Source organism: Streptomyces sp. NPDC086023 (assembly GCF_044540325.1).
Classification (GTDB): Bacteria; Actinomycetota; Actinomycetes; order Streptomycetales; family Streptomycetaceae; genus Streptomyces.
This window is the reverse complement of sequence record NZ_JBITRX010000002.1, coordinates 340838-353881: the sequence shown is the minus strand read 5'-3', so window position 1 is coordinate 353881 and position 13044 is coordinate 340838. Positions and strand designations below refer to the sequence as shown.

Below are 13044 nucleotides of genomic sequence, written 5' to 3'. Positions count from 1 at the left end.
GCCCGGGGGTCTGCCCCCCGTCGCATAGCACGCGGCGGGGGGCAGACATGCGCGGATCACCGAAGTGCGGACAAGACGCTCGGGTACGGCAGACTGAAGGCCGAAGACCGAAGCGAAGGATGGTTATGCCGATCACCTCAGCCACCGCCGCGAGCAGCGCGTCCAACGGCACCGCCCCCGAGCCGATCATGCTCGAACTGGTCGACGAGTCGGGCAACACCATCGGCACCGCGGAGAAGCTCTCCGCACACCAGGCGCCCGGCCGGCTGCACCGGGCCTTCTCCGTGTTCCTCTTCGACGAGAAGGGGCGGCTGCTGCTCCAGCAGCGGGCCCTCGGGAAGTACCACTCCCCCGGCGTCTGGTCGAACACCTGCTGCGGCCACCCCTACCCGGGTGAGTCGCCGTTCGCCGCGGCGGCCCGCCGCACGTACGAGGAGCTGGGGCTGTCGCCCTCGCTGCTCGCGCAGGCGGGCACCGTCCGCTACAACCACCCCGACCCGGCCTCGGGTCTGGTGGAGCAGGAGTACAACCACCTGTTCGTGGGACTCGCGCAGGAGCCGGTGCGGCCGGATCCGGAGGAGATCGCCGACACCGCGTTCGTCACCGCGGACGAGCTGGCCAAGCGGCACGCGGAGGACCCGTTCTCCGCGTGGTTCATGACCGTGCTCGACGCGGCGCGTCCCGCGATCCGCGAGCTCACGGGGGACGCGGCGGGCTGGTGAGGCCGGGGCCGCCGGGACCCGGCGGCTGGGGACGGTACGGCCGATGAGGTCCGTTCGGGGCGCGGTGGGCTCGGCCCGGCGGACGTACGCCTCGGCGCACCGTGCCCTCAGAGCATCGCGGAGAGCGGCAGGGCCGCCCAGATGACCTTGCCGCCCCCGGCCGTGTGCTCGACGTCGCAGGTGCCGCCGGAGAGGGCGGTGATCTCCCGGACGAGCAGCAGGCCCCGGCCGCCGGTCTGGCCGAAATCCGCCTCCAGGGCCTTGGGCCGGTACGGGTGGTTGTCCTCGACGGCCACCCGTACCCAGGCCGCGCCGATGGCCACCTCGACGGCCACCTCGGGCGAGAGCAGGGCCGCGTGCCGCACCGAGTTCGTGACCAGTTCGGACACGATCAGCAGCAGCGAGTAGACCAGGTCCTCCGAGGCTCCGACGGCCTGGCGGGCGAGCAGGTCGCGTACGGCGCGGCGGGCCTGCGGAACGGATTCTTCAGTGGCGGGTGCGGTGAACCGCCAGACTCCCTCAAATGTGGGGGGCACGGTCGGGGGTGGTGCGTCCATGTCCCGGCCCCCGTCTTCACGCTCGATCGTCTCCACAGCTCAAGGGTGGGGAAGGAGAGGGACCGGGCCGGGAGCCTGACCAGAAGTCAGCGCCATTCGGACACCTTTTGACCGCTGGCTTATGACAGCGTCAGTTGTTCGACCGCTCCTGATCTTCCGCGCCGCCCTTCCCGGCCACCGGGCCGGGGCTGTCCGCGAGGCTGAGCGCCTTGCGTGCGCCCAGGCTCACCGCGAGCAGGCTCAGCCCGTCGAAGAGCAGGGCGATCGAGAAGAACGTACCGATCACGTACAGGCTGTCGTCCGGCCAACGGCTGAGAACGAGGAAGCCGAGCAGGATCCCGAAGGCGCCCTGCACCAGCGCCAGCCCGAACTGCGGCCCCCGCACCACCAGGGCGCCCACCAGACGGAACACCCCGCCGACGAGGAACAGCAGGGCGGCGAACATGGTCAGGGCCTCGGCGGTCGCCTCGGGGCGGCGCAGGATCACGAAGCCCGCGGCCAGGTTCACCGCGGCCACCACCACGGCCAGCCAGAAGAAGCTGCTCTTGCGCGACTGGAACGCCTGGACCAGCCCGACCACGCCGCCGATCAGCAGCAGCCAGCCGAACAGGAACATCGAGGTCAGCGACGCGACCCCGGTGTAGACGAGGCCGACGAGGCCGGCCACGACCAGGACCGCCCCGAGTGCGGCGAGCAGCCCGAAGCTCCGGCGCAGGCGCCGGCCCTGTCGGCGGACGTCGTCGGGGGTGGGCGTGGAGGTGGGGGCGGGGGTGGTGTCGCCTCCGTCGCCGCGGTTGCCGTTCGCGGGGCGGTCGGCTCGGTCAGGGGCCATCGGCGCGTCTCCTCCCAGACCCCCCGCCGGACTCCCTTGATCATAGGAGCGGCCGGCCGGGATAGCATCCGGCGCATGGACCGCGAGGAAGAGAGTCAGGACGAGCGCCGGGACCCGCCGCCGCCCCGCCCGGAGGCCGAGCTGAGGCACGCGGTCACCGACGGCGTGGCCACCGTCGTCATCGCCCACCCCGCGAAGCGGAACGCCATGACCGCGGCGATGTGGGCCCGGCTGCCCGGACTCCTCGACGAGCTGGCCGCCGACTCGGCGGTACGCGCCCTCGTGCTGACCGGCGCCGGCGAGACCTTCTGCGCCGGGGCGGACATCTCGGGCCTGCGCGACGACGACACCCCGCAGCGGCTCGCGCTCGCCGCCGAGGAGGCCCTGGCCACGTTCCCCAAGCCGACGATCGCCGCGATCCGGGGCTACTGCGTCGGCGGCGGCTGCCAGCTGGCCGTGGCCTGCGACCTCAGGTTCGCCGAGGAGGGCGCCGCCTTCGGGATCACCCCGGCGAAGCTCGGCATCGTCTACCCGTCCGGCTCGACGCGCCGGCTCGCCGACCTGGTCGGCCCGTCCACCGCCAAGTACCTACTGTTCTCCGGTGAGTTGGTCGGCACGGCACGGGCCCTGCGGACGGGGCTGGTGGACGAGGTGCTACCGGTCGGGGAACTGGCCAAGCGGGTGGGCGAGTTCACCCGTACCCTCGCGTCCCGCTCGCAGCTGACGCAGGCCGCGGCGAAGGAGTTCGCCAACGGCCGCACCGACCGCGACGCGTACTGGGCGGAACAGGCGCGCGGAAGCGACGACACCGCCGAGGGTGTCGCCGCCTTCCTGGAGCGCAGGGCACCGCGCTTCACCTGGACCGTCTGACCCCCGTCGGGACGGTGTGGGCTACTGGCGGGGTGGGCTACTGGAGGAGGAAGCGGGACTTCGCGCGCCACTCCTCGACCAGGTCGGCGGGCGCCTTGTCGGGCGAGCCCGCGTCGTACGGGGGCTGCGGGTCGTACTCCGTGAGCAGCTGGACGGCCTGGGCCGCGCGGTCGCCCGCCATCCGGCCGAGCAGCGTCAGGCCCATGTCGATGCCGGAGGAGACACCGGCGGCGGTCACGTACTTGCCGTCGGTGACCACGCGTTCGCCGGTCGGCTCGGCGCCGTAGCCGCGGAGCGTCTCCAGGGCCAGCCAGTGCGAGGCTGCGCGGCGCCCCTTCAGCAGGCCGGCCGCGGCCAGCAGCAGCGACCCGGTGCACACGGAGGTGGTCCAGGTGCTGGTGGCGTCGGCCGAGCGCAGCCAGTCCAACAGCACGGCGTTCTCCATCTGCGGGGTCTGGCCGGGTCCGCCGGGCACGATGACGATGTCGGGGTTCGGCACCTCGGAGAGGGTGCGGTCGGCGATCAGGGCGAGGGAGCTGTTGTCGTTGCGCACCGGCCCGGCCTGCTCGGCGACGAACACCGTCTCGGAGCCCGGGAGGCGGCTGAGGATCTCGTAGGGGCCGACTGCGTCGAGGGCGGTGAAGCGGTCGAAGAGCACGATCGCGATCTGCACGGTGGGGCCTCCTGATGGAGTGGGTTGGGGTGGTGCGCTTGGTGGGACTGGTGAGGTTGAGGGGATGGGTGAGATTGGTGAGACTGGGGGCGCGTCACTAGTGCGACGTGGGGCTGAAGCGGCGGCGGTACTCGGCCGGCGACTGGCCCAGGGTCTTCACGAAGGCTCGGCGCAGCGCCTCGGGGGTGCCGTAGCCGCAGGTGCGGGAGATCTGTGCGATCCCTTCGGTGCTGTCCTCCAGCAGGCGCCGGGCGTGCTCGATCCGGATCCGTTCCACGTACCGGCCGGGCGTCACCCCCGTCTCGGCCTGGAAGGCGCGGGCGAAGTGGCGCGGTGAGAGCCGTGCCCGGGCGGCGAGCGCCTCGACGGACAGATCGGAGCCCGGGTGCTCGCCGATCCACCGCTGCACGTCGCGCAGTGGTTCCCGCTGCGCGGTCTGCGCAGCGAGCTGGGCGCTGAACTGCGCCTGGTTGCCGGGGCGGCGCAGGAAGACGACGAGGTGGCGGGCGATGCTCAGCGCGAGCTCCCGCCCGTGGTCCTCCTCGACCAGGGCGAGGGCCAGGTCGATGCCCGCCGTGACCCCGGCCGAGGTGGCGACGTTGCCGTCGCGCACGAAGATCGGGTCCGGGTCCACGTCCACCTCGGGGTGCTCGCGGGCCAGCTGGTCGCAGACCGTCCAGTGCGAGGTGGCGCGGCGCCCGTCGAGGAGCCCGGCCGCCGCCAGCAGCAGGGCGCCACTGCACACCGACATCAGGCGCGGGGTGCCCGGGCCCCGCTCGCGGAGCCAGTCGGCCAGGCGCGGGTCGATGTTCCGCGTGCCGGGACCGCCGGGCACGAGGAGCGTGTGGGGGCGGGGGGCGTCGGCGAGGTCGAGGTCGGCGAGGTCGAGGTCGGGTACCAGGGTGAGCCCGCTGGAGGTGCGCACGGGTGCTCCGCCGAGGGAGGCGGTACGGATCTCGTACCCGTCACCGGGGCGCCCGACGGAGGCGCCGGCGAACACCTCCACGGGCCCGCTGACATCAAGACTCTGTACCCCGTCGAAGAGCACGACCAGCACGGTTCGCTTCGCCATGTCTCCATCGTGGGGTGGTGACGAGATGGCCGCAACGACGCGCTTCCCACCTTTCCTGCCAAGCGTTCCCGCGGGGCACGGGGTGAGGCGGGCGGGAGTACGGGGGTACCTCCCGGGCCGGAGCGGGGAGGTGGGCGGGGGCAGGCAGGGCAGTATCCCCTGGGCCGGTCTCAGCGAACCGGACGTATCTGGGGCCGTCCGCCGACCGAGGGTTTCCGGGCCGGGGCACCCTGTCAAGGGCGCTCCTTCGTCGCGTCGCCTGCGGCGATTCCACTTCGTTCCACCCTTGACAGGCCACCCCGGCCCGGAAGGCAAAGACCTCGGCGGACAACCCCAGGAAAGACGCCCTGGCCACTCCTCATGTATTCCGGTACCGAGTGCGTGCCCCCGGCACCGGGGCCCGGCCACGCCCCAAGGGGCGGACGCGACAGCGTCCATAGGCCCACCGGCGGATTTCAGCGACCTCAGGGCCGTCTGTGCCCCTTCATAAGCCGCCAACGATCGCTACGCGCTCCTGCCCCACGGCGACACACGGCCGTCTTGGGCCGGACATAGGCCGCCAGCGACCGCTACGCGCTTCTGTCGTCTGGCGGCGGCCGGCCGTCTCGGGCTGGGAGATGCCGCCAGCGATCGCTACGCCCTGCGGAGATCTCAGCGGCTGTTGGCCGACTCGTGGGACTTGGGCATCAGGCCGCGGAGGGTGCCGATCTGGCCCAGGTGGGCGAAGGAGTCCGCGATCTGGCCCTGGAGACGGAGCTCGACGGTGTCGGCGGTGCCGAGCGTGGGACTGGGCGCAATGCGGTGGAGGTCCTCCGCAGGGGCGGACGCCAAGTAGTTCTCTGCCAGTTGGTGCACAGAATCGAGATATGAGAGCAGGAGAGGGCCGCCCGGGTTGAGGAAGGCGTTCATCTCGTCGGTCGAGTGACCGAATCCCGTGTCCGACGGGTCCGCAGGCCGGCCGAATCGGTCAGCCCACCCGTCCGACAACCAGAGTTGCGGTCGGCCGATGACCTCCGACAGGTTGCGGTCTTGACCTCGCGCGATGTGCCAGACGAGCCAGGCCGTGCTGTTGCTGTCGGACGACGGCCGCCAGTTGAGTGCCTCTTCCCCCAAGCCCTCCACTGACCGCGTCAGTTCCATCCGAACTCGCCGGAAGAGGCCCAGAGCCAATCCCTGCCAATCACCGCCTGCCACGCCCATCGCCTTCCCCCGGTTCACACAAATCGACTCCGTGGAGAGCCGATCCCCGACTCTGCCATCCCATCCCGCTCGCCACCGCGCATTTCCCACCGATGTCCGCCTACCGGTCATGGGCGGCTGCCCTCACCACCCATGGCCCTCCAGCCGCTGAGACGTGAGAAGCGCGTAGCGATCGTCGGCGGCTTATGAAGGGGCGCAGACGGCCCGGAAGCCGCTATGCGAGTGGGGGGCCTACGGACGGGGACGCGTCCGCCCCGTGGGGCGGGGGCCCGCCCCGCTTCCGGGCCCGGGTGCCGACACCGGGCTCCCGGCCGTCCGCCGGGTGGCGGAGCCACCGGGGACGCTCCCGCCGCCACCGGTCCCTTGTCTCGTTGCCCCCTGACCGTCCCCCCTGGAGCCTCCCGCCACTCGTAGTCCGCCCGGGGCGGGGCGGGGTGTCAAGGGTGGAACGAAGTGGAATCGCCGCAGGCGACGCGGAGCGCAGCGGAGCGCCCTTGACACCCCGCCCCGCCCCGGAAACACCCTCAAGTGGCGGGTGGCTCCAGGACCCATCCCGAGAGAGGCCCCCTGCGGATGCCCCCGGCCCACCCCTGCGCCGGGTGCGTGCGTGGGATGCCCCCGGCTCGGCCCACCCCCACACCCCCGCACTCCTCAGACACCCGAAGCCGCCCACGCCCCCTTCCCCACATACCAACCAGTCGGTAACGTGCCTCCATGACCACACCCTCCGCGCCCCCCACCCCCACCACCCCCACCACCCGCGACGCGCGGCGGTGTCATCACTCCGCCGTCAACCCGTTCCACTCGGCGCACTACTTCTCACCCGACTACGCCCAGCAATTCGCGGCGCTCGGGTTCGAGGACCACAACGCGGCCTACCTCGTGGGCCGGGCCGCGGCGATGGGGGCCGTGGGAGCCGGCGCCGTGGCGGCGGCCTTCTACAACTTCAGCCACGGCATGATCAGTCGGCACCTGCCCGCCGCCTGGACCGTGGCCTCCCCCGACCAGGTGCTGGCAACCCGGCTGCGGGTCGCCGACACCACCTTGCGGCGGCTGCTCGGCGACGAGGTGATCGCCTCGCCGGAGCTGGCCGAGGCCGCCGGGCTGGCGCTGCGCGCCGCCGAGGGCTGCACCCGGCACGCCCGCACCCTGTACGCGGCGCACGCCGACCTCCCGGTCCCCGAGGAGCCGCACCTCGCGTACTGGCACGCCGCGACCCTGCTGCGCGAGCACCGGGGCGACGGGCACCTCGCGGCCCTGCTCGCCGCGGGTCTGGACCCGGTGGAGGCTCTGGTCAGCCACACCGCGACCGGCAAGGGCATGTCGACGCGCTGGCTGCTCAGCACGCGCGGCTGGAGCCAGGACGACCTGGACGCGGCCGCCGCGCGGCTGCGCGGGCGCGGACTGCTCGGCCCCGAAGGGGAGTTGACCGAGGCGGGCGTCCGGCTGCGCGCGGAGCTTGAGGACCGTACCGACGAGCTCGACCTCGCCCCGTACGCACACCTCGGCGCCGAGGGCGTGGCCCGTCTCACGGAGCTCGGCCAGGGCTTCGCCCTCAGGCTGGTGACGGCCGGGGCCTTCCCCGCCGGTCTGCTCGGCAAGGACTGACCACGACCCCAGGCTCTCCAGCTCTCCAGCTCCCCAGGTGCCCGGCTCCCCGGCCCCCAGCCCCCGGCCCCCGCCCCCCGGCAAGGGCCAACCTCCCCCGCCCGCCTTACCCCTCCCCTGCACCGCACCTGCCACAATGCTGCCCTCAAGTTCAGCGAGAAGGCGGTAACGGAACGTGACGGCAGCCACCCAGTCCATCGAAGGCCGGATCGCCGAGGAGCTCGGCGTACGGGAGCGGCAGGTGAAGGCCGCCGTCGAGCTGCTCGACGGCGGCTCGACGGTGCCGTTCATCGCTCGCTACCGCAAGGAAGCGACCGAGATGCTCGACGACGCCCAGCTGCGCACGCTGGAGGAGCGACTGCGGTACCTGCGGGAGCTGGAGGACCGGCGCAGGGCGATCCTCGACTCGGTGCGGGAGCAGGGCAAGCTCGACGCCGAGCTGGAGGCCCGGATCCTGGCGGCCGACACCAAGGCCCGCCTGGAGGACATCTACCTGCCCTTCAAGCCCAAGCGGCGCACCAAGGCGCAGATCGCGCGCGAGGCCGGTCTGGAGCCGTTGGCCGAGGGCCTGCTCGCCGACCCGTCGGTGGAACCGGCCGCCGCGGCGGCCGCGTTCGTGGACGCGGACAAGGGCGTGGCCGACCCGGCCGCCGCCCTCGAAGGGGCGCGGGCCATCCTCACCGAGCGCTTCGGCGAGGACGCCGACCTGATCGGCGAGCTGCGCGAGCGGATGTGGACGCGCGGGCGGCTGTCGGCGAAGGTGCGGGACGGCAAGGAGGAGGCGGGCGCGAAGTTCGCCGACTACTTCGACTTCGCCGAGCCGTTCACGGCGCTGCCCTCGCACCGGGTGCTCGCCATGCTGCGCGGCGAGAAGGAGGAGGTCCTCGACCTCACGCTGGAGCCGGAGGAGCCGTCCGAGACGCCCGGCCCGTCCTCGTACGAGGGACTGGTCGCGCACCGCTTCGGGATCGTGGACCGGGGCCGTCCCGGCGACAAGTGGCTGGCGGACACGGTGCGGTGGGCCTGGCGCACCAAGATCCTGGTGCACCTGGGCATCGACCTGCGGCTGCGGCTGCGGCAGGCGGCGGAGGACGAGGCGGTGCGGGTCTTCGCGGCGAACCTGCGCGACCTGCTGCTGGCCGCCCCGGCCGGTACGCGCGCCACGCTCGGCCTGGACCCGGGCTACCGCACGGGTGTGAAGGTGGCCGTGGTCGACGCCACCGGCAAGGTGGTGGCGACGGACACCGTGTACCCGCACGTACCGGCCAACAAGTGGGACGAGTCCCTCGCGAAGCTGACGCGGCTGGCGAAGGAGCACGCGGTCGAGCTGGTCGCGATCGGCAACGGCACGGCCTCACGGGAGACCGACAAGCTGGCCGCCGACCTGATCACCCGGCACCCGGAGCTGAAGCTCACGAAGGTGATGGTCTCGGAGGCGGGCGCGTCGGTGTACTCGGCCTCCGCCTTCGCCTCGCAGGAGCTGCCCGGTCTGGACGTCTCGCTGCGCGGCGCGGTGTCCATCGCCCGCCGGCTGCAGGACCCCCTGGCCGAACTGGTCAAGATCGACCCGAAGTCGATCGGTGTCGGCCAGTACCAGCACGACCTGTCCGAGGTGAAGCTGTCGCGCTCCCTCGACGCGGTGGTCGAGGACTGCGTGAACGGCGTGGGCGTGGACGTCAACACCGCCTCCGCCCCGCTGCTCGCCCGGGTGTCGGGCATCAGCGGCGGCCTGGCGGAGAACATCGTGGCCCACCGCGACGCGAACGGGCCGTTCCGCAGCCGGAAGTCGCTGAAGGACGTGGCGCGGCTGGGCCCGAAGGCGTACGAGCAGTGTGCGGGCTTCCTGCGGATCCGCGACGGCGAGGACCCGCTGGACGCCTCCAGCGTGCACCCCGAGGCGTACCCGGTGGTGCGGGCGATGGGGAAGAAGGCGGGCGGCGAGGTGGCCGCGCTGATCGGGAACACCTCGGTGCTGCGGTCGCTGCGGCCGGACGAGTTCGTGACGGAGGCCTTCGGGCTGCCGACGGTCACGGACATCCTGCGCGAGCTGGAGAAGCCGGGGCGCGACCCGCGTCCGGCGTTCAAGACGGCCACCTTCAAGGAGGGTGTGGAGAAGATCGGCGACCTGGCGGCCGGGATGGTGCTGGAGGGCGTGGTGACGAACGTGGCGGCCTTCGGCGCGTTCGTGGACATCGGCGTCCACCAGGACGGTCTGGTGCACGTCTCGGCGATGTCGAAGACGTTCGTGAAGGACCCGCGGGACGTGGTGAAGCCGGGCGACATCGTGCGGGTGAAGGTCATGGACGTGGACATCCCGCGCAAGCGCATCTCGCTGACGCTGCGGCTGGACGACGAGGCCGGCGCGGACCAGTCCGGCGGCGCCCCCGGCCGCGGCGAGCGGGGCGACCGGGGTGCGCGCGGCGGCGACCGGGGCGGCGACCGGGGCGGCCGCGGTGGTGACCGCGGCGGCCAGGGCGGCCGTCCGCCGCAGCAGCGCGGTGGCGGCGGGGCCGGCGGCCGGGGCGGTGCGCGCCGGGACTCCGCTCCCGCGCCGTCGAACAGCGCGATGGCGGACGCCCTGCGCCGCGCGGGCCTCACGGGCGACCAGGAGGGCCGCGGCCGGCGCTGAGCGGGGCCGGGCACGTGGGCGGGCTCGGGCCCGCCCCCGCGTGCCCGGGCCCGCCGTGACGGCGTACGGGCTGACGTACGAGCCCTGTCCGGGCCGGGGCACGGGACCTGCGGGTTCCGTGCCCCGGCCCGTCGTTTTGCCTCCCGGGCAACGCGGCGCGCCCGCACACCCGTCCCCCACCGGAACAGGTGGCTGGAACGAAACCGTCGGCTTCGGGTGGGTCTTGCCAACTGGGCAGCAAGATCTGTAGGGATGACGGTGAGACCGTCCGCAATGGTCGGGGGACGGCACCCCGTACTCCCCTGAGGACCACACTCCCAGAGGCCGCCTTGAAGGCTCAGGACGTCATGACACTCTCCCCACATGCCTATCGACGCTGCCCGAGGAAGGGTCCGAAGAGGGAACACATGCCATACGGGCAACTCAAACTGCGCAAACGATGCGAGGCGATTCTCGGCCAGCTCGACCTCTCGCATCCGTTCTCCCTCGACGGCCTGTGCGCCCGCGTGGCCGACCGCCGCGGCCGTCCCATCAAGCTGCACCCGCTGCCCAAGGAGGCGGCCGAGTCGGGGGTGTGCGGTCTCTGGGTCGGGACGGCCACCGTGGACTACGTCTTCTACGAGGCCCAGACCTCGCGCCTGCACCAGGAGCACATCGTGCTCCACGAGCTGGGCCACATCCTGTTCGGCCACAACTCCCTGGAGGGTGAGGACGTCGCCGGCGACGCGCCGGTGATCCTGGGCCGTACCAACTACACGACCCGGCAGGAGCAGGAGGCGGAGATGCTCGCGAGCATGATCCGCATCCAGTCCGGGCTCGCCCCGGCCGCCGCGCCCCAGGGGACGCTGGAGAAGCTGGAGTCGGCGATGGGGGTACGGGCGCCCCAGAGCGGCATGCGGCTCTCCCCGGTCGCGGTGAGGCTGTCCCATGGCGGATGAGCTGACCGCGATCGGCGACTGGCTCGCCGTACCGAGCGTGGTGGTCCTGTGGGCGGCCGTGCTGCTGCGCGCCCCCTCGGCCGTGCGCGACCCCTTGCAGCGCGGGCTGTGGCTGGCGGTGGCCACGGCCGCGGCCGCGATGACGCTGAACCTGCCGGCCGTGCTCGAAGCGGCCGCGCAGTACCCGGACTACGCCCACGCGGTGGGCCTCACGCGGAACCTGACGGGTGTTCTGTCGGCGGGCGCGGTGCTGTACTTCGTGGCCACGACCACCCGGGGGCGGAACCTCCAGCTCGCCTCGTGCGTGATGACGGTGGCGCTGCTGGGCACGATGGTGGCCCTCGACCTGCTGGCACCGCCGCACACGGTGCACGGCATGCCGCCCGGCGGGGACCCGGTGCCGTCGCTGGCGTACTGGCTGACGCTGATGTTCGCGCACCTGCTGGCCAACACGGTCTGCGTGTTCGTGTGCTGGCGGTACGGGCGGCGCACCGACAGCCCCGGACTGGCGGCGGGGCTGCGGCTGTTCGGGCTGGGCACGGCGCTGGCGGGGCTGTTCTGGTTCGTGTACCTGCTGAAGGCCACGCTCGGGTCCACCTGGGCCCTGCCTGCGCTGCCGCTGCTGATGAACGTGCACGGCCTGCTGCGGGCCGCGGCCATCTTCGTACCGACGCTGTACGTGCTGCGCCGCACCGCGGGTGACGTGTCCACGGCCTGGCAGCTGTGGCCGCTGTGGCGGGACCTGGTGGAGGCGGTGCCGCACGTGGCGCTGCACAAGCCGCGGGCGTCCCGGCTGCTGGAGCTGGTGTGGCCGCCGGTCGCCCGCGACCTGCTGGTCTACCGCAAGGTGATCGAGACGCGGGACGCGGTGCTGATGCTGAACGAGTACGTGGCCCCGGGCGTCCCGGAGCTGGCCCGCGAGCACGTCGCCGCGGCCGGCGTCCCGCACCCGCGCCGCGAGGCGGCCGTGCTGGCCTGTGTGATCAAGGAGGCGCGGCGGGCGAAGGCCGAGGGGCTGCAGCCGGGCGCCTCCACGTTCACCGCGGCGGCGATCGACGGCAGCGACCTTGAGAGCGAGAAACGTTTCCTCGTCGACGTGGCCGATGCCTACGCCGGCCCGGCCACCCTGTCCTTCGCACCGGAAGTGGAAGTGTCGTGACCACCGTTCTGATCACCGGGGCCAGCGCCGGCCTCGGCGCGGCCTTCGCGCGCGGATTCGCCGCCAAGGGCTGCGACCTGGTGCTGGTCGCCCGGGACAAGGCGCGCCTGGAGTCCGTGGCCGGGGAGCTGCGGGACGGCTTCGGGGTGTCCGTGGAGGTGCTGCCGGCGGACCTGCTGGACCCGGTGGCCCGGGAGGCCGTCGAGGTGCGGCTGGCGGATGCCGGGCGGCCGGTGGACGTGCTGGTCAACAACGCGGGCTTCGGGCTGCCGGCGCCGTTCCCGTACAGCCCGGTCGAGGACGAGGAGCGGATGCTGGACCTGCTGGTCCGGGTGCCGCTGCGGCTGACGCACGCGGTGGTGCCGGGGCTGCGGGAGCGGCGCCGGGGTGCGGTGCTGAACGTGGCCTCGGTGGCGGGGCTGCTGCCGACGGGGACGTACGGCGCGGCCAAGGCCTGGGTGACGGCCTTCAGCGAATCGCTGCGGGTGGACCTGGAGCCGTACGGGGTGCGGGTGCTGGCCGTGGTGCCGGGCTTCACGCGGACCGAGTTCCAGGAGCGGGCCGGGATGGACGTGAGCGCGCTACGGGACGCGGTGTGGCTGGAGGCCGACGCGGTGGTGGCCCGGGCGCTGCGCGACCTGGCCCTGCGGCGGCCGCTGAGCATCACGGGCTGGCGGTACCGGGTGTACGCGCAGGCGGTGCGGCATCTGCCGCGGAACCTGGTGGCGCGGCGGATGGCCCGTACGCGGAGGCCCCCGGCGGGGGTCTGAGGGGCGGGCGCCCC

12 protein-coding genes are annotated in these 13044 nt (G+C 73.0%); 7 read left to right on the top strand and 5 right to left on the bottom strand.

Annotation, left to right across the window (positions count from 1 at the left end; translation table 11 throughout):
- Positions 1 to 125 precede the first annotated feature (125 nt).
- Positions 126 to 722, top strand: coding sequence for an isopentenyl-diphosphate Delta-isomerase (gene idi / locus ACIF6F_RS04915; RefSeq protein ID WP_399941296.1), 597 nt, complete (start codon positions 126 to 128; stop codon positions 720 to 722).
- 107 nt (positions 723 to 829) lie between these two features.
- Here idi and ACIF6F_RS04910 read toward each other — a convergent pair whose 3' ends face one another.
- Positions 830 to 1279, bottom strand: a complete 450-nt coding sequence (locus ACIF6F_RS04910) for an ATP-binding protein (RefSeq protein WP_399942155.1) — start codon at positions 1277 to 1279, stop codon at positions 830 to 832.
- Between the two features lie 130 nt (positions 1280 to 1409).
- Complete coding sequence (locus ACIF6F_RS04905) at positions 1410 to 2111, bottom strand: HdeD family acid-resistance protein (RefSeq protein ID WP_399941293.1); 702 nt, start codon at positions 2109 to 2111, stop codon at positions 1410 to 1412.
- Positions 2112 to 2186: 75 nt separating this feature from the next.
- Between ACIF6F_RS04905 and ACIF6F_RS04900 the strand changes: the two genes are divergently transcribed.
- Positions 2187 to 2981, top strand: a complete 795-nt coding sequence (locus tag ACIF6F_RS04900; RefSeq protein ID WP_399941292.1) for an enoyl-CoA hydratase/isomerase family protein — start codon at positions 2187 to 2189, stop codon at positions 2979 to 2981.
- Positions 2982 to 3018: 37 nt separating this feature from the next.
- On the opposite strand, the gene ACIF6F_RS04895 is transcribed toward ACIF6F_RS04900, so the two are convergent.
- The 3 genes from ACIF6F_RS04895 to ACIF6F_RS04885 all read right to left on the bottom strand — a co-directional run bounded on the left by ACIF6F_RS04895 (position 3019) and on the right by ACIF6F_RS04885 (position 5926).
- Positions 3019 to 3654, bottom strand: coding sequence for a DJ-1/PfpI family protein (locus ACIF6F_RS04895; RefSeq protein ID WP_399941289.1), 636 nt, complete (start codon positions 3652 to 3654; stop codon positions 3019 to 3021).
- A gap of 97 nt (positions 3655 to 3751) precedes the next feature.
- A complete protein-coding gene (locus ACIF6F_RS04890; RefSeq protein WP_399941288.1) occupies positions 3752 to 4726 on the bottom strand; it encodes a GlxA family transcriptional regulator in 975 nt (324 codons plus the stop codon).
- Between the two features lie 651 nt (positions 4727 to 5377).
- On the bottom strand, positions 5378 to 5926 hold the full coding sequence (locus tag ACIF6F_RS04885) for a DinB family protein (RefSeq protein WP_399942152.1): 549 nt from the start codon (positions 5924 to 5926) through the stop codon (positions 5378 to 5380).
- Between the two features lie 714 nt (positions 5927 to 6640).
- Between ACIF6F_RS04885 and ACIF6F_RS04880 the strand changes: the two genes are divergently transcribed.
- The 5 genes from ACIF6F_RS04880 (at position 6641) to ACIF6F_RS04860 (ending at position 13030) form a co-directional block, all read left to right on the top strand.
- Positions 6641 to 7534, top strand: a complete 894-nt coding sequence (locus tag ACIF6F_RS04880) for a hypothetical protein (RefSeq protein WP_399941285.1) — start codon at positions 6641 to 6643, stop codon at positions 7532 to 7534.
- Between the two features lie 175 nt (positions 7535 to 7709).
- On the top strand, positions 7710 to 10163 hold the full coding sequence (locus ACIF6F_RS04875) for a Tex family protein (RefSeq protein ID WP_399941282.1): 2454 nt from the start codon (positions 7710 to 7712) through the stop codon (positions 10161 to 10163).
- A 407-nt stretch (positions 10164 to 10570) separates the two neighbouring features.
- Positions 10571 to 11101, top strand: a complete 531-nt coding sequence (locus ACIF6F_RS04870; RefSeq protein WP_399941279.1) for a hypothetical protein — start codon at positions 10571 to 10573, stop codon at positions 11099 to 11101.
- Entirely contained in the window at positions 11091 to 12260 is a 1170-nt protein-coding gene (locus ACIF6F_RS04865) for an MAB_1171c family putative transporter (protein ID WP_399941277.1), read from the top strand. Before ACIF6F_RS04870 ends, ACIF6F_RS04865 begins: the two co-directional genes overlap by 11 nt.
- Positions 12257 to 13030, top strand: a complete 774-nt coding sequence (locus tag ACIF6F_RS04860) for an SDR family NAD(P)-dependent oxidoreductase (protein ID WP_399941275.1) — start codon at positions 12257 to 12259, stop codon at positions 13028 to 13030. The genes ACIF6F_RS04865 and ACIF6F_RS04860 overlap by 4 nt, the downstream gene beginning before the upstream one ends.
- Positions 13031 to 13044: the final 14 nt, after the last annotated feature.

What these genes read in the sequence shown, in the direction of transcription:
- idi (WP_399941296.1), top strand. Translation starts at nt 126, where the DNA reads ATGCCGATCACCTCAGCCACCGCCGCGAGCAGCGCGTCCAACGGCACC.
- ACIF6F_RS04885 (WP_399942152.1), bottom strand. Translation starts at nt 5,926, where the DNA reads ATGGGCGTGGCAGGCGGTGATTGGCAGGGATTGGCTCTGGGCCTCTTC.
- ACIF6F_RS04870 (WP_399941279.1), top strand. Translation starts at nt 10,571, where the DNA reads ATGCCATACGGGCAACTCAAACTGCGCAAACGATGCGAGGCGATTCTC.
- ACIF6F_RS04900 (WP_399941292.1), top strand. Translation starts at nt 2,187, where the DNA reads ATGGACCGCGAGGAAGAGAGTCAGGACGAGCGCCGGGACCCGCCGCCG.
- ACIF6F_RS04880 (WP_399941285.1), top strand. Translation starts at nt 6,641, where the DNA reads ATGACCACACCCTCCGCGCCCCCCACCCCCACCACCCCCACCACCCGC.
- ACIF6F_RS04910 (WP_399942155.1), bottom strand. Translation starts at nt 1,279, where the DNA reads ATGGACGCACCACCCCCGACCGTGCCCCCCACATTTGAGGGAGTCTGG.
- ACIF6F_RS04905 (WP_399941293.1), bottom strand. Translation starts at nt 2,111, where the DNA reads ATGGCCCCTGACCGAGCCGACCGCCCCGCGAACGGCAACCGCGGCGAC.
- ACIF6F_RS04865 (WP_399941277.1), top strand. Translation starts at nt 11,091, where the DNA reads ATGGCGGATGAGCTGACCGCGATCGGCGACTGGCTCGCCGTACCGAGC.
- ACIF6F_RS04890 (WP_399941288.1), bottom strand. Translation starts at nt 4,726, where the DNA reads ATGGCGAAGCGAACCGTGCTGGTCGTGCTCTTCGACGGGGTACAGAGT.